This window comes from Pseudomonas knackmussii B13 (assembly GCF_000689415.1).
Lineage (GTDB): Bacteria > Pseudomonadota > Gammaproteobacteria > Pseudomonadales > Pseudomonadaceae > Pseudomonas > Pseudomonas knackmussii.
In genome coordinates, this window is sequence record NZ_HG322950.1 from 3,193,421 (window position 1) to 3,216,520 (window position 23,100).

Sequence of the window (23,100 nt, forward strand, 5' to 3'; positions counted from 1 at the left end):
TAAGCTCCATCCGGTACTTAGTCTCCCGCGGCGCGCCCTTGCGTGCCGCCGTCATGGCAGCGTTATCCGCCTGGGCCATACTCGGTCTGCTTGGACGCAACGCTCCCCCCAATCTCCGACGCGAAGAGACCTGACCATGGCCCTGCTGTTCACCCCGTCGCCAGGCCTGCGGGATGCCGCGCCCAATCGCTGGGACTGGATCCTCCTGCCGCTGGTGCTCGCCCTGCTGGTACTTGCCGCCTATGGCGCAATGCAGATGAGCCGCCCCTTCGTGGTCGGCCAGGCGCTGCCGATCAGCCTCGACCCGGTCTACCTGCCCTACTACCTCTTGCGCACCATCCTGCGGATGTTCACCGCGCTGGGCTTCTCCCTGCTGTTCGCCTTCGTCTTCGCCGCGCTGGCGGCCAAGTACCGCGCCGCCGAGAAGGCCATGATCCCGCTGCTGGACGTGCTGCAGTCGGTGCCGATTCTCGGCTTCCAGGCCATCGCCATCGCGCCCTTCATCGCGCTCTTCCCCGGCAACCTGCTGGGCGTGGAATGCGCGGCGATCTTCGCCATCTTCACCTCCCAGGCATGGAACATGGCGCTGAGCCTGTACCAGTCGTTCCGCACCGTACCGCCGGAGCTGAACGAAGCCGCGCGGATTTTCCGCCTCTCCGCCTGGCAGCGCTTCTGGCGCCTGGAACTGCCCTTCGCCATGCCCGGGCTGCTGTGGAACATGATGATGTCGATGTCCGGCGGCTGGTTCTTCCTGGTTGCCGCCGAGGCCATCTCGGTGGCCGGGCAGGACATCAAGCTGCCCGGCATCGGCTCCTACATCGCCGTGGCCATCGACCAGCGCAACCTCGGCGCCATCGCCTGGGCCATCGGCGCGATGCTTGCCGGCATCCTGCTCTACGACCAGCTGTTCTTCCGCCCGCTGCTGGCCTGGGCCGACCGTTTCCGCTTCGAGGACACCCAGGGCGACACCGCGCAGCGTTCCTGGCTGCTCGACTGGGCGCGCCGCAGCCGCTGGCTGAGCGCCATCGGCGAGTGGCTGGCGAACGGTTTCCAGCAGGCCATGGGCTGGTTCGCCCAGCGCCACGACGGCACCGTCGCCAAGCGCCAGTGGGTGCGCCTGCCGAGCTGGTGGCCGCGCGCCTGGGACGTGATCCTGGTGCTGGCCTGCGCCTTTGCTTTCTTCCGCCTGGGCCTGTTCGTGCACCAGGACGTCGGCTGGGGCGAGGCCCTGCACGTGGTCGGCCTGGGCCTGATCACCCTGTGCCGGGTGATGCTGCTGATCGGCCTGGCCTCGCTGGTGTGGGTGCCGCTGTCGATCTGGATCGGCCTGCGCCCGCGCTACTCGCAGAAGGTCCAGGCACTGGCGCAGTTCCTCGCCGCCTTCCCGGTCAACCTGCTGTTCCCGCTGGTGGTCCTGGCGCTGGTGCACTTCCAGCTCAACCCGAACATCTGGCTGAGCCCGCTGATGGTGTTCGGTACCCAGTGGTACATCCTGTTCAACGTGGTCGCCGGTGCCGCGACCATCCCCTACGAGCTGCGCCTGGCCGCCGACAACCTCGGCTTGCGCGGCTGGCTGAAGTGGAAGCGCGTGTACCTGCCGGCGGTGTTCCCCAGCTTCGTCACCGGCGCCATCACCGCGGGGGGCGGCTCGTGGAACGCCAGCATCGTCGCCGAGTACGTCAGCTGGGGCGACACCTCGCTCGTGGCCAACGGCCTGGGCAGCTACATCAAGCAGATGACCGACGCCGGCGACTTCCACCGCATCGCCCTGGGCATCGGCGTGATGTGCATCTACGTGATGCTGCTCAACCGCTTCTTCTGGCGCCGCCTGTACCTGCTCGCCGAAAACCGTCGCTGAGGACTTCAGATGAAACAACCGCTGATCGAACTCAAGGCCGTCAGCAAGGCCTTCCAGGCGTCCGACGGCACCCCGCGCACGGTGCTGGAAGGGGTCGATTTCCACCTCAACGAACGGGAGATCGTCGCCCTGCTCGGCCGTTCCGGCTCGGGCAAATCGACCCTGCTGCGGATCATCGCCGGGCTGGTCGGCGCCGACCGCGGCAGCGTCACCTACCGCGGCCAGCCGATCCACGGCCCGGTGGGTGGCGTGGCCATGGTCTTCCAGTCCTTCGCGCTGTTCCCCTGGCTGACCGTGCAGCAGAACGTCGAACTCGGCCTGGAAGCCCAGGGCGTGGCCACCGCCGAGCGCGCGCGGCTGGCCAACGCCGCGCTGGAATTGATCGGCCTGGCCGGCTTCGGCGGCGCCCTGCCGCGCGAACTCTCCGGCGGCATGCGCCAGCGCGTGGGCATCGCCCGCGCCCTGGTGATGAACCCCGAAGTGCTGCTGATGGACGAGGCGTTCTCCGCGCTCGACGTGCTAACCGGCGAAACCCTGCGCGACGACATGCTCGAACTCTGGGAAGAACACCGCATCACCACCCGCAGCATCCTGGTGGTGTCGCACAACATCGAGGAGACGGTGATGATGGCCGACCGCATCCTCATCCTCTCCAGCGATCCGGGCCGCGTGCGCTCGGAGCTGCGCATCGACCTGCCGCGCCCGCGCAATGCCGACTCGGCGGAAGTCCGCGCGCTGATCGACGAGGTCTACGCGCTCATGACCCAGCGCCCGGAAGTGGCCGCTGCCGCCGGTGCGCCGCCGGCCGTGGAACTGGGCTATCGCCTGCCCGACGCCGACATCGCGCGGATGGAGAGCGTGCTCGAACTCATCGCCGCCGAACCCTTCGACGGCCAGGCCGACCTGCCGCACCTGGCTGAGGAAACCGAGCTGCCCGACGAGGTGCTGTTCCCGATCTACGAAGCGCTCGGCCTGCTCGGCTTCGCCCAGGTGATCGAGGGCGACATCCGCCTCACCCGCCAGGGCCGCAACTACGTGACCGCCCGCCAGGCGCGGCGCCAGGACCTGTTCGCGCGCCAGTGCCGCAACCGTGTGGCGCTGATCGGCTACATCCTCGACAGCCTGCACCTGGAGCCGGCCGGCGTACTGGAACGCAGCGTGCTCGAACGCCTGGAAGACCACATGGATGCCGAGGAAGCCGAGCGCGTGCTCAAGGTGGCCATCGAGTGGGGTCGCTATGCCGAGCTCTACGAGTACGACTTCCATACCCGCCGCCTGACCCTGGCGAAGGTCGCCACGCCGGAGTCCTGAAACCACTGCCCGCTCGAATTCGAATGGGCAGTTTCCTTGCGCTTATTGCTTCGCCGCGTCCTTCTCGTGCAGCAGCTCGCGGATCACCACCTCCTGCTCGTCGTAGTCGCCCTCGCCGATCGCCACATGACGGATGCGCCCCTGGGCATCAATGAAGTAATGCGCGGGCCAGTACTGGTTGGTGAAGGCGTTCCACACCCGGTACTGGTTGTCGATGGCCACCGGGTACTGGATGCCGTGCTCGGCCACCGCCTTCTTCACGTTGTCGAGGATGCGCTCGTAGGGGTACTCGGGCGTGTGCACACCGATCACCACCAGGCCCTGGTCGGCATAGCGCTTCGCCCACTGGTTCACGTAGGGCAGCGCGTGCTGGCAGTTGATGCAGTCGTAGGTCCAGAAGTCCACCAGGACCACCTTGCCGCGCAGGCTCGCGCTGTCCAGCGCCGGGCCGTTCAGCCACTGGGTTGCGCCTTCCAGCGCCGGCATCGCGCCGAGGTCCGGCAGGCTTTCGGCGTGGGCCGCCGGCACCAGCTTCGCCAGCAGCGCCGGCACGCCTTCCAGCACCTGGCGTTCGATTCCCGCGCCAAAGCGCGACGAGCCGCCCACCAGTTTTGCATCGACGCCGCTGGCGATGCCGACCAGCGCAAGCAGCGCCAGTACACCGGTACCCCGACGCAGCCACTCCAGGCGCGGCAGAGAAGCCCGGGCACGCTGGTAGAAGGCACGGCCAGCGAATAGCAGCACGCCGAGCGCCAACGCACTACCCAACCCATAGCTGAGCAGCAGCAGACTGGTGGAGGCGCTAGGCCCCTGGAGCATGGCCCCGGAAAGGATCAGGCCAAGGATCGGCCCGGCGCACGGCGCCCACAGCAACCCGGTGGCGCCGCCGAGCAGGAATGCCGAAAGCGCCTTCGGCAGCCCCTGGGCGTCGCCATGCAAACGTTCGCCCAGGCGCACCCACGGACGCGCCAGCCAGGTGCCCAGGCGAGCCGACAACAGCGACGCCGCCGACAACGCGAGCAACAGCAACGCCAGGTAGCGGCCGTACTGGCTGGCCTGTACCACCCAGGCGCCGGACAGCGCAGCCAGGCTGGCCAGCGCGGCGAAGCCGCTGGCCATGCCCGCCAGGTTCAGCAGCGGCACCCAGGCCGGGCCACCGGCACGCGGCAGCAGCAGCGGGAGTACCGGAAGGATGCAGGGGCTGAGCAAGGTCAGCACCCCGCCGAGAAAGGCAATGAGCAGCATGGAAACCTCGTCGGATTCAATATGGACGCGCGCCCCCGGAAGAGCGGATCAGCCGCCATCGGCACAGTCACTAGCGAACTTCTGGTAGGCCAGGCTGTGCGGCTGGCCGTGGGAGTCCAGGTAATCCATGCGGGCGTTCACCACCCCGCAGGAGGGCGCGGCGTCTTCGTGGATGCTCAGCACCTGCTTCACGTCCAGCGTCTGGCCGTAGTGGTACTGCTCGACGGGGGCGGCAAAACTGGCCAGGGGAGCGATCAGGGCCAGCAGGCCGGCGGTCAGGAAGCGCTTTTTCATGTCGGTGTCCTCGATGGATGAAGGCGAAAGCCCGTTGGCTTCCGTTGGCGTCCATTTGAAGGCCCGGGGGTATCGCCACTGTGTCGGCGAGAGGCCGCGAATGCTGCCCGAGGTATCTGTAGTGCGAGCGGATACAGTGGAATACAAAGGGTGGCAGGCAAGCGCCGGCGCGCCCGATACACTGGCCCCCAAGACAAATTCGCGAGGAACTGCCATGGACCATATCGACCACATCCTGATCGTCGACGACGACCGGGAAATCCGCGAGCTGGTCGGCAACTACCTGAAGAAGAACGGCCTGCGCGTGAGCCTCGCGGCGGATGGCCGGCAGATGCGCGCCTTCCTCGACGGCAATTCGGTAGACCTCATCGTCCTCGACATCATGATGCCCGGCGACGACGGCCTGAAGCTGTGCCGCGAGCTGCGGGTGGGCAAGCACAAGGCCACGCCGGTGCTGATGCTCACCGCGCGCAACGACGAGACCGACCGCATCATCGGCCTGGAGATGGGCGCCGACGACTACCTGACCAAGCCCTTCTCCGCCCGCGAGCTGCTCGCGCGGATAAACGCCGTGCTGCGCCGCACGCGCATGCTGCCGCCAAACCTGCAGATCAGCGAAGCCAGCCGCCTGATCGGCTTCGGCAAGTGGCGCCTGGACACCACCGCGCGGCACCTGCTCGACACCGACGACACCATGGTCGCCCTGAGCGGCGCCGAGTACCGCCTGCTGCGCGTGTTCCTCGACCACCCGCAACGCGTGCTCAGCCGCGAGCAGTTGCTCAACCTCACCCAGGGCCGCGAAGCGGACATCTTCGACCGCTCCATCGACCTGCTGGTCAGCCGCCTGCGCCAACGCCTGGAAGACGACGCCCGCGAGCCGGACTGCATCAAGACCGTGCGCAACGAAGGCTACGTGTTCGCCCTGCCCGTCCAACTGATCGAGCCCCACGCCTGATGCGCCTGCCCCGTACCCTCGCCGCGCGCCTGGCGCTGATCTTCCTCGGCGGCCTGCTGCTGGCCTACGGGCTGTCGTTCAGCTCGCAGTTCTACGAGCGCTACCAGACCGGGCGCAGCATCATGCTCGGCAACCTGGAGACCGACGTCGGCACCGCCGTCGCCCTGCTCGACCGCCTGCCGGCCAGCGAACGCGCCGCCTGGCTGCCGCTGCTGGATCGGCCCAATTACCGCTATCGCCTGGACGAAGGCTTGCCCGGCGTCCCCCTCGATCCGAAGAACCTGCCCATGGCCGTGCCCACCATCCAGCAGGCGGTCGGCCAGCGCTTCGGCCTGCACTTCGAGAGCGTTCCCGGCCCGCAGGCACGCTTCCAGGCGCACATGCGCCTGAGCGACGGCCAGCCGCTGACCCTGGATGTCACCCCCAAGCCCATCCCGGTGGCGCAATGGCTGCCCGTCGTGCTGGTCGTGCAACTGGTCCTGCTGCTGCTCTGTACCTGGCTCGCGGTGCGCATGGCGATCCGCCCGCTGACCCGCCTCGCGCAAGCCGTCGACCACCTCGACCCGAATGCCGAAGCACCGCACCTGGACGAAGGCGGCCCGCGCGAAGTCGCCCACGCCGCCCGCGCGCTCAATGCCCTGCACGGGCGCATCGGCGACTACCTGAAGGAGCGCATGCAACTGCTCGCCGCCATCTCCCACGACCTGCAGACGCCCATCACGCGGATGAAGCTGCGCGTCGAACAGATGGACGAAAGCCACGAACGCGAACGCCTGTGGAGCGACCTGAATGAAATGCAGCACCTGGTCCGCGAAGGCGTGGCCTATGCGCGCAGCATGGATGGCGCCAGCGAGGCGCAGCAGCGCGTCAATCTCGACGCCTTCCTCGACAGCCTGGTGCTCGACTACCAGGACGCCGGGCAGGACGTAAGCCTCGAGGGCAAATCCGGCGTCTCCTTGGATACTCGCCCCCACGCGTTGCGCCGCGTCGTCGGCAACCTGCTGGACAACGCCCTGAAGTTCGGCGGCGCCGCCGAGCTGGACGTACAGCGCGACGCCGAACGCGTCTGTATCCGCGTCTCCGATCGCGGCCCGGGCATTGCCGAGGCCGAGCTGGAGGAAGTCTTCAAGCCCTTCTACCGCGTGGAAAGCTCGCGCAACCGCAGCACCGGCGGCACCGGCCTGGGCCTGGCCATCGCCCAGCAGCTGAGCCAGGCCCTGGGCGGCCGGCTGAGCCTGAGCAACCGTGAAGGTGGCGGACTCTGCGCGCAACTGGAGCTGCCGATACACGCGCAGACATAGCGGCCCGCGCAGAAACAGCATCCGGCCCCTGCCTTTGTTGCCTTGCCAACCAACTCGGCTGACGACGCTCAACCCCGTCAGCGCCGTCCATGGCGCAATGCAAGCCAGGATCACTCCGCCTCGAATGCGGCTCGCACCTCGGCGACCGTTGCTGCGCTGTCCTGCAGGTGCGGAAAGTGGCCGATACCGGCAAGGATTCGCAGCGGCGCATGTGCGCGACTGGCCAGTTCCTCGCCCATGTCCTTGCTGATGAGAATGTCCTGCTCGCCCCACACCACCGAGACCGGTGTATTGAGTTTCGCCAGGTTCGACTCGAAGTACTGCTGGTCGCGGGTGAAGTGCGAATAGTAGTGATAGAAGGCATCGGCTGGCGTCAGTTCGCCGCTGGGCCAGCCCTTCGCCAGGTCCTCCCGGAATGCGTCCGAAATGCCATAGTGCGAGGTCGCAGGCAGGCCTCGGGTGAACACGTTCTGGAGAATCTCGTCGCGCGTTGCGTTGAAGGCAGCCCGCATGGCCTCTGCCGAGGCGGGGTCTTTCATGCTCTGCAGGCGCTCCTGCATGTACTGCGGACGGTCGAAGGGGGCGAAGTCGCCCACGATGATGCGCCTGGCGAGCCCTGGTTCGTCGATGGCTGCGAGCAGCGCGGGCAAGGCACCGATGTCGGTTGCGTAGATCACCAGGTTGCGCCGGTCGATCCCGGCCTGCTCGATGTAACCCCTCAGGACCCTGGCGTAGTCCCTTGGCGCATAGGCGAACCGGGCGGCGCGGAGGGCCGCGACGACTGGCCATATCCGGGCCAGTCGAAGGCATGCACCTCATATTCCGCGCCCAACGCCGCGGCAATGTCCTGCCAGGCATAGATCGTTTCGGGAAAACCATGGACGAACAGTACGGTCCCTTTCGGGCTGACGCACCGCACCCGCATGCGCCTGAGCTGGATATCGGCGTCGATCCGCACATAGCCGAATTCGGGTGTCTGCGCAGTACCGGACAAACGAGCCGTGGAGTTTTCTTTCATGTCTATCACCTCCGCTGAATCGCCCAGCAAACCGCTGGGCCTGCAGCATTGAAGGAACGGCTTGTATCTCGCGTATCACGGCCACTGCGAGCACTCGCCTCGCCAGGTATCCGCAGCCCCAGCCGATACGCTGGAATACAAATGAAGGCCCGGACGAAACTGACGTCCCCGCATAGTGCGCCTCGTACCTGATAGCGGCCAGCAAGGCGCATATCGGTGCACCTGACAGCCTGGCCAGAATCGCGACTGGCAGGTTCGATGCCCCGGATCCACGCGCTCAGGGTCGCAAGCGACTTCGTTCCCGCCAGGACGCGGGTGCTCATCGCGTTTCCCGCGGACCGCTTCGGCTCGGCGTCTTGAGCACCGCAAAAGGCCCATCGCAGCCTTGGCTGGCTAGCAGACCCAACGTGCAGCAGAAGCGCCCCATACACAGGGATACATAACGGCCCGCGGCGGGACACATCCGGGATACGCCGCCCCGGGAACATGGCACCACGAGCAGCGACGGCACCCCGCCAGTCGCGCTCAGGCCCAAGGAGCCCGCCATGTCCCGACCCCTCGCCCGACCCAGCCTGCACGGCTGGCGCCTGTTCGCCCTGCTCGCACTCGCCGTACTCGTCGCCACTGCGCTAGCGCTGGCCGCCCAGCCGCAATGGGTCGAAGCGCTGCGCAGCGCCATCCGCGTCACCGCGCGCACCTCGTTCGCGATCTTCCCGGCGACCTTCCTCGCCTCCTCGCTCGCCAGCCTCATGCCCAGCCCGGCCACCCGCGCGCTGCTGCGCGAGCGACGCTTCCTCGGCCTGTCCTTCGCCTTCTCGCACTTCGTCCACGGCGTGCTGATCCTGGTCTACGTGAAGCTGTTCCCCGAATCCTTCTGGCACGGCCGCTCGGTGGCCGCGAACATCCCCGGGTCGGTGGGCTACGTGTTCATCCTGCTGCTCACCCTGACCAGCTTCCCGGCGGCCGTGAAAGCCCTTGGCGCGCGCTCCTGGAAGCTGCTGCACGGCACGGGCACCTGGGTGCTGGCAGCGATCTTCTGCCTGTCCTTCTACAAGCGCATCCCGCTGAACCCCTGGTACGCCGTCGGCCTCGCCCTGATCGCCAGCGCCATCGTCATCAAGCTCGTCGCCAAGCTGGCCGGGCATAAACGCCGCTCCGCCCTCGCCCTTTCTTCCCGTTGATCGCCCTTCTTTCGAGGAAACAGCCATGCAAAGCCTGATCAAAGCCGTCACCCGCCCGCTCGACAGCCTCGCCGCCTGGAGCGCCGACATACCCCTGCGCCTGTTCCTGGCCTGGGAGTTCCTCGAATCGGGCCTGGAGAAATGGAACGGCGACAACTGGTTCGCGCAGATCCACGACGCCTTTCCCTTCCCCTTCAACTACCTGCCGGCGAGCTTCGACTGGCAGGTGTCGATGTGGGCCGAACTGATCGCCCCGCTGCTCCTGCTGCTGGGCCTGGGCACCCGCTTCGCCTCGGCGGCGCTGGCAGTCGTGACAGTCGTGGCCATCGCCGCCGTGCACTGGCCGGCACACTGGTCGACCCTCGCCGAACTGGCCCAGGGCTACTCGATCAGCGACAACGGCTTCGGCAACTACAAGCTGCCGCTGATCTACCTGGTCGCCCTGCTGCCGCTGATGCTCAAGGGCTCCGGCCGGCTCAGCCTGGATGCGCTGCTGCGCCGGCGCTGAGGTTTGGCTTGCAGGAGCGAACTTGCTCGCGGACCCAACGCACGGCGCTTCCCCCCTGTAAGCGGATCTCATCCGCGAATTCTCGGCACGGTGCATCCCTGTAGGAGCGGATTCATCCGCGATTCTTTTCGCGGACAAGGTCCGCTCCTACACACCGCACTCATGCCCGTCTTCCCCTCGAACACGGGGACCCAATGACTTCGTGTTTCTGTGCCGCTTTTGCGTGTTCGGAAAGTTCTTGAAGCGCCTATGCGCTTTTCGTAGGGCGAATAACCCCGAAGGGGTTATCCGCCGTTTACGTGCCGGGCAGCGGCGCATAACCGCGAACGCGGTTATGCGCCCTACGGGGGAATTGGAGCGAGGATTTTCGCGGATGAATCCGCTCCTACAGGATGACGCCGAACGGCTCGCGCCTACAGGCACAGGCCCGCTCCGAAGAGGAGATCGGCGGACTGGAGCGCCCCTTGCTGCCAGCCGTCCGCAGGACACCGACCATACCGTTCGTCGGAAATTTCCTACAAACCAGGAACTGTTTCACAGGCCTTTGGGCCGGTTCGTACAAATCCGATACATGACTGCAGGCCACGTGCCATCAGCGGTTGCGCCCTTTCGAAATTTTTTCCTGACCGAAAGATCAACGGCGCCGAAACGGCTTCGTCAAAAAAATGTCCTTTAAACTTGTTGGCGTCAAAAATAACATCGCAGGCGTTTATCTGGTCATCACCTGAACCATGGATGGGGTGACACCGGCAAAACACAACGGAAGGACGCTAACAGGGGGGATCAGCGCGATTTCGATGGACGACACCCGGGCCCGCAACTGGAGTGCTAATGGCCGACGAAGCGTCAGGATATTGACGAAATTCAGTCGGAAGATCACCCAGCGGCACCACACCGACAAGTCGCCCTTCAGGCACGAAGCACAAGCCATGTAACCGCCGCAGAGCGGACCAGGCCAGGCTCCACGACTCACCTTCGATACCTGCCAGAAAAAAGACCGCGCCGCCCATTCGCAATAAGAACAACAACCAGTAGCGGGCACCTGCCGATCCGACCGGAAGCAGGCGCATCACTGCGGATTCAGCACGGCCAGATTTCAGGGGACAACAAGATCTTCCGCGACTTGCTCGACCACTCCTAGCACTGCCTGAACGATCACACGACCAGACACGCCTGCAGGCGTCCCCGGGACAGTTGCGCCCAGGTTCGACGCGTCTTGCCTGCGGTGTGCGATGCGCCGGGTGAACCGTTCGACAAGACGCTAAGCGACTCGACAGCACGGCTGGATCGGTCAGCCGGATCATGGCCATTCCACGATGGATAAGCACATGTACCGTTCGGACGATATATCGAACCTCTTCCGCAAGCTCGGCGAGAGCGCGGAAAGCTACCGGGAAATCGAACCCGAGCTCGACTACGTCGAGGAGCCACCCCTGGCCGCCGCGTGCGTTTCCGCGGCGCTTGCCGTGGCTGCCCCCGCAGTCGCCGCGCAGCCGGCGACCGCCGACACCAACGCACCTGCGCCCGCCCCCGGTGCGCCCCTCGCCTCACGCCCGCGCACCCTGAGCGACTTGCTGGCCGAGGCCACCCGCCGCCGCGAAAGCCTGCAGTCCCCAGAGTTCGCTCCACAGCAACACGGCAAGGGCAGCCCACGCGTCATCACACTGGTTTCCGGCAAGGGCGGCGTCGGTCGCAGCACCCTGGTCGCCGCCCTCGCCTGCGCCCTGCAGAACGAAAAGGGCCGCACTCTCGCTCTCGACCTCGACCCGCAGAACGCCCTCTGCCTGCACCTGGGCGGCGATGCCGAGCAACCCGGTCTGATTCAGGGCAACAGCGAAGGACTGAGCTGGGACACCCTGGTGCAACGCGGCTTCGCCCACAGCCAGTACCTGCCCTACGGCTCCGCGAGCCTCGAGCAGCAGCGCGCGCTGGAACAGCGCCTGCGCGACGACCCGCAGTGGCTGGCCCGGCACCTGGCGCAACTCGGCCTGGATGCGAACGACCGGGTGATCATCGACACCCCCGCCGGTGCCTCCGCCTACCTCGACCAGGCCCTGGCCGTGGCCGACCTGGTGCTGGTGGTGACGCTCGCCGACGCCGCCAGCTACCACGCGCTGAATCACCTGGAGCGCCTGCTGGCGCCCAACCACCAGCGCGAAGACGCCGCGCCCTGCCACTACCTGATCAACCAGCTCGACAACAGCCGGGCCTTCAGCCTGGACATGGCCGAGGTCCTGCAAGGCCATCTCGGCGAGCGCCTGCTCGGCATGGTGCAGCTGGACCACTACCTGGGCGAGTCGCTGGCCTACGCGCGCAACCCCTTCGCCCGCGAGCCCGTCACCCCGGGTTGCCGTGACCTGCTCGGGGCTGCGGCGAACCTCAGCGAAGCGTTGCGCCAGACCGCACGCCAGGAGTCGACGCTCTCATGAACAGCGCCGTTCAGCTGCCCCGGGCACCGGACGCAGGACGCGCCGACGCGCGCCTCGACGCCTGGTCCGAACGCCTCAAGGACTGCCCGCGCTGGATGCGCCTGGGCCTGATCGGCGGTGGCTCTCTGCTCGCTGCGGCGCTGCTCTTCTGCGCTATCAGCGCGCCGCTGGACCTCGCCAGCCAGAGCTTCTTCGCCGTGCTCTGCTTCGGCTCGGCGCTGCTGATCCGCCGCCTGCCGGGACGCCTGCCGATCCTGGCGCTGATCGTCCTCTCGCTGGTCGCCTCACTGCGCTACATGTACTGGCGCCTGACCGCGACCCTGGGCTTCGACACCTGGCTCTCGGCCTTCTTCGGCTACGGCCTGGTGGCGGCGGAGTTCTATGCGCTGGTGGTGCTGGTCTTCGGCTACGTGCAGACCGCCTGGCCGCTGCGCCGGCGCCCGCAGCTGATGCAGGGCGACCCCGCCGAGTGGCCGACCGTGGACGTGTTCATCCCGACCTACAACGAGGCGCTGAGCATCGTCAAACTGAGCATCTTCGCCGCCCAGGCCATCGACTGGCCAAAGGACAAGCTGCGCGTCCACGTGCTCGACGATGGCCGCCGCGAGGAGTTCCGCGACTTCTGCCGGCGCATCGGGGTCAACTACCTGACCCGCGGCGACAACAAGCACGCCAAGGCCGGCAACCTCAACGCCGCCCTCAAGGTCACCGACGGCGAGTACGTCGCCATCTTCGACTGCGACCACGTGCCCACCCGCTCCTTCCTGCAGATCGGCATCGGCTGGTTCCTTCGCGACCCGAAGCTGGCGATGCTGCAGACGCCGCACTTCTTCTTCTCGCCCGACCCGTTCGAGAAGAACCTCGACACCTTCCGCGCCGTGCCCAACGAGGGCGAGCTGTTCTACGGCCTGGTGCAGGACGGCAACGACCTGTGGAACGCCACCTTCTTCTGCGGCTCCTGCGCCATCCTGCGTCGCAGCACCCTGGAGGAAGTCGGCGGCGTGGCGGTGGAAACCGTCACCGAGGACGCCCACACCGCGCTCAAGCTCAACCGCGCCGGCTACAACACCGCGTACCTGGCAATCCCGCAAGCCGCGGGCCTGGCCACCGAGAGCCTGTCGCGCCACATCGCCCAGCGCATCCGCTGGGCACGGGGCATGGCGCAGATCTTCCGCACCGACAACCCGCTGCTGGGCAAGGGCCTGAACATCGGCCAGCGCATCTGCTACGCCAACGCCATGCTGCACTTCTTCTACGGCCTGCCGCGCCTGGTGTTCCTCACCGCGCCGCTGGCCTACCTGGTGTTCGGCGCGGAGATCTTCCACGCCTCGGCGCTGATGATCAGCGCCTACGCGCTGCCCCACCTGTTCCACGCCAACCTAACCAACTCGCGCATCCAGGGGCGCTTCCGCCATTCGTTCTGGAACGAGGTCTACGAGACGGTGCTGGCCTGGTACATCATGCCGCCGGTGCTGATGGCCCTGGTCAACCCGAAGTTCGGCGGCTTCAACGTGACCGACAAGGGCGGCATCATCGACCGCGAGTTCTTCGACTGGAAGCTCGCCCGGCCCTACATCATCCTCCTGCTGGTGAACCTGGCCGGCCTGGCCTGCGGCATCCAGCAGCTGGTCTGGGGCGACCCGGCGACGCGCACCACGGTGCTGATCAACCTGGCCTGGACCCTCTACAACCTGGTCATCACCAGTGCCGCCGTCGCCGTGGCGAGCGAGACCCGCCAGGTGCGCGCCGAACCGCGGGTGCGCGCCACCCTGCCGATCCGCGTCACCCTCGCCGACGGCCGCCAGATGTTCTGCCAGACCCAGGACTTCTCCCAGAGCGGCCTGGGCCTGCGCCTGCCCGAAGACACCCACCTGGACTACGGCGAAGCCATCCGCGTCTCGTTGTTCCGCAACAACAAGAGCTGCGACTTCGACGCCACCGTGGTGTTCAGCAAGGGCAACCTGATCGGCGCGCAATTCGCCCCCCTGACCCTGCGCCAGCAGAGCGAGCTGGTGCGCCTGACCTTCGCCCGCGCCGACACCTGGGCCGAGACCTGGGGCAACGGCAAGCACGACACCCCGCTGGCCGCCCTGCGCGAAGTCAGCAGCATCGGTTGGGGCGGCCTGCTGTCGCTGCTGCAAGCCACCCTCAGTCTCAGCCGCGAACGCGCCAAGCGCGCCAAGAACACTTCCTCGAAACCGCTCGAAACGCTCCCGGACCCCTCATGATCCCGACCGCCTTCGCACGACTCGATTCGCGCCGCACCCTGCGCGGCGCCCTGGCCCTCGGCTCGGCGCTGCTGTGCCTGGGCACCCCACCCCTGGCGGCCTGGGCCGATACCGCCACCCCTGCCGCGGCCGCTCAGCCGGCTGCAGTCGAAGCACCGGCGGCCGCGCCTGAAGCGGCGCCCGGCGGCCTGGAATACGCGCTGACGCTCAAGCAGCTCGGCCGCCGCGACACCCTCAACCTGCAGGGCACCGAGTCCTCCGACGTGGTCACCTTTGGCGTGCGCGCCGACCAGGTGGTGACCGGCGCGCAGCTGGTGCTCGACTACAGCTACTCGCCGGCGCTGCTGCCGGACCTGTCGCAGATCAACGTGCTGGTCAACGAGGAAGTGGCCGCGAGCCTGGCGCTGCCCAAGGAGAACGCCGGTACGCCGCAGCGCACCGTGGTGAACATCCCGCCGCAACTGATCACCGAGTTCAACCGCCTGCGCCTGCAGTTCATCGGCCACTACAACATGGGTTGCGAAGACCCGCTGCACAGCAGCCTGTGGGCGAAGATCAACACCAGCAGCGAGCTGCACCTGCAGGTCAAGCAGATCGAACTGAAGAACGACCTGTCGATCCTCCCGCTGCCCTTCTTCGACCGCCGCGACTCGCGCCAACTCGACCTGCCGCTGGTGTTCGGCGCCACGCCCGACACCGGCAGCCTGGAAGCCGCAGGCGCCATCTCCTCGTGGCTGGGCGCGCTCGCGTCCTACCGTGGCGCGAACTTCAGCGCCAACGTCGGCCAGTTGCCGGAGCACGGCAACGCCGTGGTCCTGGTCCTGGCCAAGGAGCCAGTGCAACTGGGCGATCTGCAAGTGCCGGCGGCCAAGGGCCCGACCGTCAGCCTGCAAAGCAACCCGCGCGACCCGTTCGGCAAGCTGCTGGTGATCAGTGGCCGCGACGACGCCGAGCTCAAGCTCGCCGCCAACGCCGTGGCCCTGGGCAGCAAGACCCTGGTCGGCCCCAGCGTGGTCATCGACCACCTCGAAGCCCTGGCGCCGCGCCAACCCTACGACGCGCCGAACTGGCTGCCGACCAACCGCCCGGTCAAGCTCGGCGAGCTGATCGACCCCGCGCGCCTGAGCATCTCCGGCTACAACCCGGGCAACATCAGCGTGCCCATGCAGCTGCCGCCGGACCTGTTCAACTGGCACGAGAACGGCGCGCCGCTGGACCTGAAATACCGCTACACGCCGCAGCAGGTGTCGAGCAATTCGTCGCTGCTGGTCAGCTTCAACGACAGCTTCGTCAAGTCCATGCCGCTGCCCTCGGTCACCAGCCTGGGCGGCGGCGCCGACCTGCTGGAACTGCTGAAGAAGGACGCCAGCCTGCCGCGCGAAGCCAGCGCGCTGGTGCCGCTGGCCAACGCCACGCCGCGTTCGCAGCTGCAACTGCGCTTCATGTTCGACTACGTCAAGCAGGGCGACTGCCGCGACATCATCATCGACAACATGCGCGGCCTGATCGACCCGGACTCCAGCCTCGACCTGAGCGGCTACAAGCACTTCATCGCCCTGCCCAACCTGGGCGTGTTCAACGACAGCGGCTTCCCCTTCACGCGCATGGCCGACCTCTCGGAAAGCGCCGTGGTCCTGCCCGACGGCAGCGGCCCGGCCGAATGGGGCGCCTACCTGACCGTGCTCGGCCGCTTCGGCCAGGCCACCGGCTACCCGGCCACCGCCGTGAGCGTGGTCGCGGCCAAGGACGTACAGGGCGTCGCCGACAAGGACCTGCTGGTGTTCTCCTCCGGCGACAACCAGCCGCTGCTCAAGCAATGGCTCGACCGCCTGCCGGCGATCAACCAGGGCGACAAACAGCGCTTCTCGCTATCCGACCTGGCGCTGCGCGCGCGTGACTGGATCGCGCCCTCGGCCGAAGCCGACCAGCACAAGCCGCAGGTGCAGGTGAGCTACACCGGCGCCGACAGCAGCACCTACCTGACCGGCTTCGAGTCGCCGCTCAAGTCCGGCCGCAGCGTGGTGCTGATCGCCGCCGCCAAGCCCGAGTCGCTGGCCGATGCCAGTGCCGCGCTGATCGGTGGCGACCACTACCAGGACAGCATCCAGGGCAGCCTCGCGGTCATCAACGGCAAGCAGATCACCTCGCTGGTGGCCGACGAGCAGTACTACGTGGGCAGCCTCGGCCTGTTCAAGCGCATCCAGTGGGTGCTCTCGCAGAACCCGCTGCTGATGCTGCTGGTCACCCTGCTCGGCCTCGGTCTGGTCAGCAGCCTGGTCTACCTCGGCCTGCGCGCCCGCGCGCAGAAGCGACTCGCCTGATGAGGACCGCCGCCATGCGCCTTCGTCTCCTGCCACGACGCCTGCTGCGCTTCGCCGCGCTCGCCGCCCTGCTGCCGCTGGGCGCCCAGGCCGCAAGCTGCGATACCCGCACCTGGCCGCTGTGGCAGGACTACGCGCAGCGTTTCGTGCAGGCCGACGGGCGCATGCTCGGGTCGAGCATGGACCCGAACCAGAGCAGCTCCGAGGGCCAGTCCTACGGCATGTTCTTCGCCCTGGTGGCGAACGATCCGCAGACCTTCGAGCGCCTCTGGCAATGGACCAAGGCCAACATGGCCGGCTCCGATCTCGCCCACAACCTGCCCGGCTGGCTATGGGGCAAGACCGCGAAAAATACCTGGGAGCTGCTCGACCGCAACGACGCCAGCGACGCCGACCTGTGGTTCGCCTACGCCCTGCTGGAGGCCGACCGCCTCTGGCAGAAGCCGGCCTACCGGGCCGAGGCGCAGCAGCTGCTGGGCAACGTCGAGCGCACCCTGATCAAGGACGTCCCTGGCCTCGGCCGCATGCTGCTGCCCGGCCCGGTGGGCTACGAGCATCCCGACCAGCTGTGGCGCTTCAACGCCAGCTACCTGCCGATCCCGCTGCTGCGCCGCTTCGCCGCCGTGCGCCCCGAAGGCCACTGGAACGAAGTCGCGCAGAGCACGGCGAAGATGATCGCCGACAAGGACATGAACCCCTTCGGCTTCGTCCCCGACTGGATCGGCTATCGCGGCACCGGCGCACACAGCGGGCGCTTCGGCAGCGACCCGTTCAGCAGCGACATCGGCAGCTACGACGCCATCCGCACCTACCTCTGGGCTGGCGTCATGCCTGCTGCAGACCCACTGCGCAAAACCCTGCTCGAACACCTCGACGGCATGGCCAAGGCCACCGCCGCCAATGGCGTGCCACCGGAGAAGGTCCACGTGCTGACCCGCACCTTCGACGGCAACGGCTTCTACGGCTTCTCCGCCGCCGTGGTGCCGTTGCTGCGCGCCCAAGGCCTCGACGCCGCGGCCGACAAGCAGCAAGCCATCGTCGACCAGGCGCTGCGCAACTACGCCGATCCCAAGAACCCTGCCTACCAGATGCCGCAGTACTACCACGTGATGCTCAGCCTGTTCTCCCTCGGCTGGACCGAGGAACGCTACCAGTTCACCGCCGACGGCACCCTCGAGCCGTCCTGGGAGGCCGCATGCGCCGGCAAGCCCTAGCCCTCGCCGTACTGGCCGCACTGGTCGCCAACGGCGCCCACGCCGCCGGCGACAACGACCCGCAGGCGCTGCTGATCCAGCAGGGCTACTACTGGCAGGCCAAGGAGCACCCCGAGCGGGCCGCCGAGGCCTGGCAGAAGCTGCTCAACATCGCCCCCGAGCAGCCCGACGGCCTCTATGGCCTGGGCCTGATCGCCCTGCAGCGCAAGCAGCTGCCCGAGGCGCGCGGCTACCTCGACCGCCTGCAGGCGCTCAAGCCGCTGCCACGCCAGGCGTTGCAGCTGGAACAGGACATCGCCCTGAGCCCGCCGGAAAAGCAGCAGCAGCTCGAACAGGCGCGCGAACTGAGCGACGCCGGCAAGCGCGACGAAGCCGTCGCCGTCTACCGCCAGCTGTTCGAAGGCCGCCAGCCGCAGGGCCTGATCGCCCGCGAGTACTACAACACCCTTGGCTTCACCGACAGCGGCTGGGCCGAGTCGCGCGCGGGCCTGGAACGGCTGCGCAAGGAACGCCCGGACGACGCCGTCCTCGACCTGTTCCTCGCCCTGCACCTGGCGCGGCATCCGGAGAACCGTACCGAAGGCATCCGCGCCCTGGCGCGGCTGTCGCACAACCCGGACATCGGCGGCAACGCCGACGAAACCTGGCGCTTCGCCCTGCAGTGGCTCGGCCCGCCGTCGCGCGACCAGGTCTCGCTGTTCCAGCAATACCTGCAGGCGCACCCGGACGACGCGGAAATCCGCGCGCTGATGAACAAGGGCATCGCCCAGGGCGAGAAAGGCCCGGGCTGGAGCCGCGACCCGCACGTTGCGCGCGGCCTCAAGGCGCTGGACGCGAATGACCTCGTCACCGCCGAAAGCGAGTTCCAGGCGCGCCTGAAAGACCAGCCGCGCGACTTCGACGCCCTCGGCGGCATGGGCATCGTGCGCCAGCAGCAGAAGCGCCTGGACGAAGCCCGCGACTACCTGCAACGCGCCGTCGCCCTTCCCGGCGGCAGCCAGTGGCAATCGGCCCTGGAAGAAGTGCGCTACTGGAGCCTGCTGGCCGACGCCGACACCGCCCAGCGCGCCGGCAGATTCGACGAAGCCCGCGCGGCCATCGACAAGGCCATCGCCAAGAACCCGCGCAACCCCGCCGGTCCCACCGCCCGCGCCGGGCTGGACGCACGCACCGACCATCTGGACGAAGCCGAGGCCGGCTATCGCCAGGTGCTCGCCAGCACCCCCGACTACCCGGACGCCATCAGCGGCCTGGTCAACGTGCTGTCGAAGAACGGCAAGGCCGACGAGGCCCTGCGCATGATCGACGGCCTGACCCCGGCCCAGCGCGAACGCCTGCCGGCGAGCGTGCACGTGCGTGCCCTTCGCGCCGCCCAGGTAGCCAAGCTGGCCGAGCGCCGCGGCGACCTGCCGGCCGCGCAGAAGGCTTACAAGGAAGCCCTCGCCGACGATCCGCAAGACGCCTGGACGCGCTTCGCCCTGGCCCGCGTCTACCTCCGCTCGGGCCAGGCCCAGGCCGCCCGCGACCTGGTCGACGAACAGGTACGCAAGCGCCCCGAAGACCCCGACGCCCTGTACAGCAGCGCCCTGCTCTCCGCCGAGCTGAGCGAGTGGCTGAAAGCCCAGCGCAGCCTGGCGAAGATTCCGCCGACCAAGCGCAATGCGGATATGAACCAGCTCGAACGCGACGTGCGCCTGCACGTGCAGACCGAGCAAGCAGTGGAAATGGCCCGCCGTGGCCAACGCCAGGACGCCTGGACCCAGCTCGATCGCGCCGCGCCCCTGGCCGGCGACAAGCCCGAGCGCGTCGCCGTGCTCGCCTCCGCCTATGCCGAGGCCGGCAACCCGGACAAGGGCATCCAGCTGATGCGCGAGCGGCTGCAGCGCGACACGCCGCCCAGCGCCAAGCTCCAGCTGCTCAACGCAGGCGTGCTGCTCAAGGCCGACCACGACGCCGAAGCCGGCGACATCCTGCGCGAGCTCAAGGGCCAGGACCTCGACGAGGACACCCGCAAGCAGTACGCCGACCTGCTCTACCTCTACCGGGTCAAGCAGGCCGACCGCCTGCGTGAGAAGAACGACCTGGTGGCGGCCTACGACATGCTCTCCCCGGCCCTCGCCCAGCGTCCGCACGATGCCCAGGCGGTGAGTTCGCTGGCGCGCATGTACTCCACCAGCGGCGACAACGCCAAGGCCCGCCAGCTGTATCAGCCGCTGCTCGCCGGCGACCCGAACAACGCCAGTCTGCACCTGGGCCTGGCCGACATTGCCATGCAGGGCCGCGACTACGCCCAGGCCGACGCATCGGTGAAGAAAGCCCTGGCCCTGGAGCCCGACATCCCGCAGACCCTCACCCACTCCGCACGCATCTACCGCGGCATGGGCAAGACCGGCGAAGCGCGCAAGCTGCTGAACAAGGCGCTGGAAATCGAGAAGCGCGAAACCCTGGCGAGCAACCTCGGCGCCCCGGCCATCGACCCGCCGCCACGCTCGGACAACCCCTTCGTCGGCCTGCCCGGCCAGCGCAAGCAGGCCACCCTCCTGGCCAGCGCCGACCTGGTGCCGCCGCCGGTGTCCAGCTCGCCCAGCGAACGCGAGCGCAGCGTGCCCGGCGCTGCCGACAGCAGCGAAGCCGCCCCGCTGCTCCTGGCGAAGAACGATCTCTATGCCACCGACGCGAGCAGCGGCGACCAGCCGAGCCCGGCACGCAAGACCCTCGACGAGATCGCCCAGGAACGCGCCGGCTACGTCAACCAGGGCCTGACCGTCCGGAACAACAACAACGAGAAGGGCCTGGGCAAGCTCACCGATATCGAGACGCCCTTCGAACTGGGCCTGCCGATTGGCGAGGACAGCGAAAGCCTGGCCCTGCGCGTCACTCCGGTGTGGCTGGAATCCGGCACGCCCAAGGACTACTCCCTGGCGCAGTTCGGCACCAGCGGCCTGGACAGCGTCGGCCGGCAGAAGGACAACGGCGTCGGCTTCGCCCTCGCCTACCGCGACAAGGACCAGGGCCTGAAGGCCGACGCCGGGGTCAGCCCCATCGGCTTCACCTACAGCACCTTCGTCGGCGGCATCAGCCTGGAGCGGCCGTTCGACTCCGACCCCGAATCGCGCTACGCCATCGGCGTGTCGCGGCGCCCGGTCACCGACAGCCTGACCTCATTCGCCGGCTCGCGCGATTCGCGTACCGGTGTCGAATGGGGCGGCGTCACCGCCAACGGCGTGCGCGGCGAGCTGAGCCACGACGACCAGCAGACCGGCGTCTACGGCTACGCCGCGGCGCACCGCCTGATCGGTCACAACGTCGACGACAACAACCGCTTCGAGCTGGGCAGCGGCATCTACTGGTACCTGCGCAACACCGAGGACAGCACCCTCACCCTCGGCCTGAGCGGCAGCGCCCTGCACTACTCGGACAACCAAAGCTTCTACACCTACGGCCACGGCGGCTACTTCAGCCCGCAGAAGTTCTTCTCCCTGGGCGTGCCGGTGAACTGGGCGCAGCGTACCGACCGCTTCACCTACCGCCTCAGCGGCTCGGTGGGCGTGCAGTACATCGACCAGGACGGCGCCGAGATCTTCCCCGGCCACAGCCAATGGCAACCGCAGGCTTCTGCCGTGGGGCTGAACAGCTACTCCGGCGAGAACAAGACCGGCATCGGCTACAGCTTCAACGCCGCCGGCGAGTACCGCCTGGGTTCGCGGACCTTCCTCGGCGGCAGCTTCGGCGTGGACAACGCCAGCGACTACAAGCAATACGCCGGTAGCCTCTACCTGCGTTACATGTTCGAGGACATGACCGGCCCGATGAGCCTGCCGGTCAGCCCTTACGCCTCTCCCTACTCGAATCCGAACTGATCACAAAAGGAATCCAGCATGGCTGCTTCTGTACTGGCAGGTCTCACCCTCCTCGTCATCGGCGAAAGCCACATGAGCTTCCCCGACTCGCTGATGAACCCGCTGTACGACGAGCTCAGCAAGCAAGGTGCGCAAGTCCACGCCATCGGCGCCTGCGGCGCCAACGCTGCCGACTGGGTGACGCCCAAGCCGAAGCTCGACTGCGGCGCCACCCGCGACCCGGGCGGCCAGATCAAGGTCATGAGCCGCGGCACCATGGGCACCGAACCGATCAAGAACGTGATCGCCAAGGACAAGCCGGACCTGGTGGTGCTGATCATCGGCGACACCCTGGCCTCGTACAAAACCACCCCGTTCCCGAAGGTCTGGGCCTACCAGAGCGTCACCGCGCTGACCCACCAGATCGCCGAGACCGGCGCCAAGTGCGTGTGGGTCGGCCCGGCCTGGGGCAAGGCCAACGGCAGCAACATCAACGAGAACTCCTACGGCAAGAACCAGGTCCGCACCCAGCTGGTGGCCAGCACCCTGGCGAACATGGTCGCGCCCTGCACCTACATCGACTCCACCAAGTTCTCCAAGCCCGGCCAGTGGGTCACCTCCGACGGCCAGCACTTCACCATCGCCGGCTACAAGTCCTGGGCCGGCGCCATCGGCAACGCCCTCGGCCAACTGCCGGCCAGCGCGGTCAAGGGAGACAAGAAGTGATGCGCGCCCTCCGCCTCGCGGGCGGCCTGGCGGCCCTGGCGCTCAGCGCCGGGGCGCTCGCCGAGCAGATCGCCCTCTACCCCACCGGCCCCGCGCAGGATTCGGCCTACCTGCGCTTCGTCAACGTCTCCACAAGCCCCCTGCAGCTGACCCCCGAGGGCGGCCAGGCGAGCCTGAAGCTGGAGGCCGCGAAGGTCGCCTCGGACTTCATCCCGGTGCCCGGCGGCAAGGCGGTCAAGGGCACCCTGAGCCGTGACGGCAAGAGCGCGCAGCTCGACGTGCAGGTCGCCCCCGGCGACTTCGCCACCGTGTTCGCCCTGAACGACGCCCAAGGCATTCGCCAGGTCGTGGTGGACGAGCCCTTCGACATCCCCAACCAGTTGAAGGCCTCGCTCGCGCTGTTCAACGCCGACCCGGCGTGCGCCAACGCCAAGGTCAAGCTGGCCGGCCGCGACCTGGACCTGTTCCAGAAGGCCCCGGAAGGCAACCCGCGGCGCCAGGAGATCAACCCGCGCGCGAGCCTGGGCGTGCAGCTGGAATGCGCCGGCAAGGCGGTCGGCAACCCGGTCGAACTCGGTGCCCTGGAAGCCGGCAAGCGCTACAGCCTGCTGCTCGTGCCCGGCGCCGCCGGCCCGCAACTGCTGAGCGTCACCGACACCGTCGCCCACTGAC

At 67.7% G+C, this 23,100-nt stretch carries 17 protein-coding genes; 13 read left to right on the forward strand and 4 right to left on the reverse strand.

Features of this window, described 5'->3' with window-relative positions:
* The first annotated feature begins 136 nt into the window (after positions 1-136).
* Positions 137-1,858 carry an ABC transporter permease gene (locus PKB_RS14930; protein ID WP_043252892.1) on the forward strand — a complete coding sequence of 574 codons (1,722 nt, stop codon included), beginning with the start codon at positions 137-139 and terminating at the stop codon, positions 1,856-1,858.
* Between the two features lie 9 nt (positions 1,859-1,867).
* Positions 1,868-3,169, forward strand: coding sequence for an ABC transporter ATP-binding protein (locus PKB_RS14935; protein ID WP_043252895.1), 1,302 nt, complete (start codon positions 1,868-1,870; stop codon positions 3,167-3,169).
* Positions 3,170-3,211: 42 nt separating this feature from the next.
* Here the strand turns inward: PKB_RS14935 and PKB_RS14940 are convergent, their stop codons facing one another.
* Together PKB_RS14940 and PKB_RS14945 are read right to left on the reverse strand one after the other, a co-directional pair.
* Positions 3,212-4,414, reverse strand: coding sequence for a cytochrome c biogenesis protein DipZ (locus PKB_RS14940; protein WP_043252898.1), 1,203 nt, complete (start codon positions 4,412-4,414; stop codon positions 3,212-3,214).
* A 48-nt stretch (positions 4,415-4,462) separates the two neighbouring features.
* Positions 4,463-4,708, reverse strand: coding sequence for a DUF2790 domain-containing protein (locus PKB_RS14945; protein WP_043252901.1), 246 nt, complete (start codon positions 4,706-4,708; stop codon positions 4,463-4,465).
* 214 nt (positions 4,709-4,922) lie between these two features.
* On the opposite strand from PKB_RS14945, the gene PKB_RS14950 reads away from it, so the two are divergent.
* On the forward strand, positions 4,923-5,663 hold the full coding sequence (locus PKB_RS14950; RefSeq protein WP_043252903.1) for a response regulator: 741 nt from the start codon (positions 4,923-4,925) through the stop codon (positions 5,661-5,663).
* Positions 5,663-6,964 (forward strand): sensor histidine kinase, encoded by a 1,302-nt coding sequence (locus PKB_RS14955; protein WP_043252905.1) that lies wholly within the window; start codon positions 5,663-5,665, stop codon positions 6,962-6,964. The genes PKB_RS14950 and PKB_RS14955 overlap by 1 nt, the downstream gene beginning before the upstream one ends.
* 110 nt (positions 6,965-7,074) lie before the next feature.
* Here PKB_RS14955 and PKB_RS14960 read toward each other — a convergent pair whose 3' ends face one another.
* Positions 7,075-7,764, reverse strand: a complete 690-nt coding sequence (locus tag PKB_RS14960; protein ID WP_197539277.1) for an alpha/beta fold hydrolase — start codon at positions 7,762-7,764, stop codon at positions 7,075-7,077.
* Entirely contained in the window at positions 7,683-7,982 is a 300-nt protein-coding gene (locus PKB_RS30350) for an alpha/beta fold hydrolase (RefSeq protein WP_197539220.1), read from the reverse strand. Before PKB_RS30350 ends, PKB_RS14960 begins: the two co-directional genes overlap by 82 nt.
* A gap of 545 nt (positions 7,983-8,527) precedes the next feature.
* Here PKB_RS30350 and PKB_RS14965 point away from each other — a divergent pair.
* The 9 genes from PKB_RS14965 (at position 8,528) to PKB_RS15005 (ending at position 23,099) form a co-directional block, all read left to right on the forward strand.
* Positions 8,528-9,163 (forward strand): ferric reductase-like transmembrane domain-containing protein, encoded by a 636-nt coding sequence (locus tag PKB_RS14965; protein WP_043252907.1) that lies wholly within the window; start codon positions 8,528-8,530, stop codon positions 9,161-9,163.
* 25 nt (positions 9,164-9,188) lie between these two features.
* Positions 9,189-9,671 carry an HvfX family Cu-binding RiPP maturation protein gene (locus PKB_RS14970; RefSeq protein WP_043252909.1) on the forward strand — a complete coding sequence of 161 codons (483 nt, stop codon included), beginning with the start codon at positions 9,189-9,191 and terminating at the stop codon, positions 9,669-9,671.
* A gap of 1,328 nt (positions 9,672-10,999) precedes the next feature.
* A complete protein-coding gene (gene bcsQ / locus PKB_RS14975) occupies positions 11,000-12,100 on the forward strand; it encodes a cellulose biosynthesis protein BcsQ (RefSeq protein ID WP_043252911.1) in 1,101 nt (366 codons plus the stop codon).
* Complete coding sequence (gene bcsA, locus PKB_RS14980; protein ID WP_052355297.1) at positions 12,097-14,328, forward strand: UDP-forming cellulose synthase catalytic subunit; 2,232 nt, start codon at positions 12,097-12,099, stop codon at positions 14,326-14,328. The genes bcsQ and bcsA overlap by 4 nt, the downstream gene beginning before the upstream one ends.
* A complete protein-coding gene (bcsB, locus tag PKB_RS14985; RefSeq protein WP_043252914.1) occupies positions 14,325-16,649 on the forward strand; it encodes a cellulose biosynthesis cyclic di-GMP-binding regulatory protein BcsB in 2,325 nt (774 codons plus the stop codon). Before bcsA ends, bcsB begins: the two co-directional genes overlap by 4 nt.
* Positions 16,649-17,863, forward strand: a complete 1,215-nt coding sequence (gene bcsZ / locus PKB_RS14990) for a cellulose synthase complex periplasmic endoglucanase BcsZ (RefSeq protein WP_043252916.1) — start codon at positions 16,649-16,651, stop codon at positions 17,861-17,863. The genes bcsB and bcsZ overlap by 1 nt, the downstream gene beginning before the upstream one ends.
* Positions 17,845-21,723 carry a cellulose biosynthesis protein BcsC gene (locus PKB_RS14995; protein WP_043252919.1) on the forward strand — a complete coding sequence of 1,293 codons (3,879 nt, stop codon included), beginning with the start codon at positions 17,845-17,847 and terminating at the stop codon, positions 21,721-21,723. The genes bcsZ and PKB_RS14995 overlap by 19 nt, the downstream gene beginning before the upstream one ends.
* Before the next feature lie 18 nt (positions 21,724-21,741).
* Positions 21,742-22,428, forward strand: a complete 687-nt coding sequence (locus PKB_RS15000) for an SGNH/GDSL hydrolase family protein (protein ID WP_043252921.1) — start codon at positions 21,742-21,744, stop codon at positions 22,426-22,428.
* Positions 22,428-23,099, forward strand: coding sequence for an alginate O-acetyltransferase AlgF (locus PKB_RS15005; RefSeq protein WP_043252923.1), 672 nt, complete (start codon positions 22,428-22,430; stop codon positions 23,097-23,099). Before PKB_RS15000 ends, PKB_RS15005 begins: the two co-directional genes overlap by 1 nt.
* Position 23,100 lies beyond the last annotated feature (1 nt).

Bases quoted from the DNA above. Each gene is read 5' to 3' on its own strand.
- PKB_RS14930 (WP_043252892.1), top strand. From the start codon at position 137: ATGGCCCTGCTGTTCACCCCGTCGCCAGGCCTGCGGGATGCCGCGCCC.
- PKB_RS14935 (WP_043252895.1), top strand. From the start codon at position 1,868: ATGAAACAACCGCTGATCGAACTCAAGGCCGTCAGCAAGGCCTTCCAG.
- PKB_RS14940 (WP_043252898.1), bottom strand. From the start codon at position 4,414: ATGCTGCTCATTGCCTTTCTCGGCGGGGTGCTGACCTTGCTCAGCCCC.
- PKB_RS14945 (WP_043252901.1), bottom strand. From the start codon at position 4,708: ATGAAAAAGCGCTTCCTGACCGCCGGCCTGCTGGCCCTGATCGCTCCC.
- PKB_RS14950 (WP_043252903.1), top strand. From the start codon at position 4,923: ATGGACCATATCGACCACATCCTGATCGTCGACGACGACCGGGAAATC.
- PKB_RS14955 (WP_043252905.1), top strand. From the start codon at position 5,663: ATGCGCCTGCCCCGTACCCTCGCCGCGCGCCTGGCGCTGATCTTCCTC.
- PKB_RS30350 (WP_197539220.1), bottom strand. From the start codon at position 7,982: ATGAAAGAAAACTCCACGGCTCGTTTGTCCGGTACTGCGCAGACACCC.
- PKB_RS14965 (WP_043252907.1), top strand. From the start codon at position 8,528: ATGTCCCGACCCCTCGCCCGACCCAGCCTGCACGGCTGGCGCCTGTTC.
- PKB_RS14970 (WP_043252909.1), top strand. From the start codon at position 9,189: ATGCAAAGCCTGATCAAAGCCGTCACCCGCCCGCTCGACAGCCTCGCC.
- bcsQ (WP_043252911.1), top strand. From the start codon at position 11,000: ATGTACCGTTCGGACGATATATCGAACCTCTTCCGCAAGCTCGGCGAG.
- bcsA (WP_052355297.1), top strand. From the start codon at position 12,097: ATGAACAGCGCCGTTCAGCTGCCCCGGGCACCGGACGCAGGACGCGCC.
- bcsB (WP_043252914.1), top strand. From the start codon at position 14,325: ATGATCCCGACCGCCTTCGCACGACTCGATTCGCGCCGCACCCTGCGC.
- bcsZ (WP_043252916.1), top strand. From the start codon at position 16,649: ATGAGGACCGCCGCCATGCGCCTTCGTCTCCTGCCACGACGCCTGCTG.
- PKB_RS14995 (WP_043252919.1), top strand. From the start codon at position 17,845: ATGCGCCGGCAAGCCCTAGCCCTCGCCGTACTGGCCGCACTGGTCGCC.
- PKB_RS15000 (WP_043252921.1), top strand. From the start codon at position 21,742: ATGGCTGCTTCTGTACTGGCAGGTCTCACCCTCCTCGTCATCGGCGAA.
- PKB_RS15005 (WP_043252923.1), top strand. From the start codon at position 22,428: ATGCGCGCCCTCCGCCTCGCGGGCGGCCTGGCGGCCCTGGCGCTCAGC.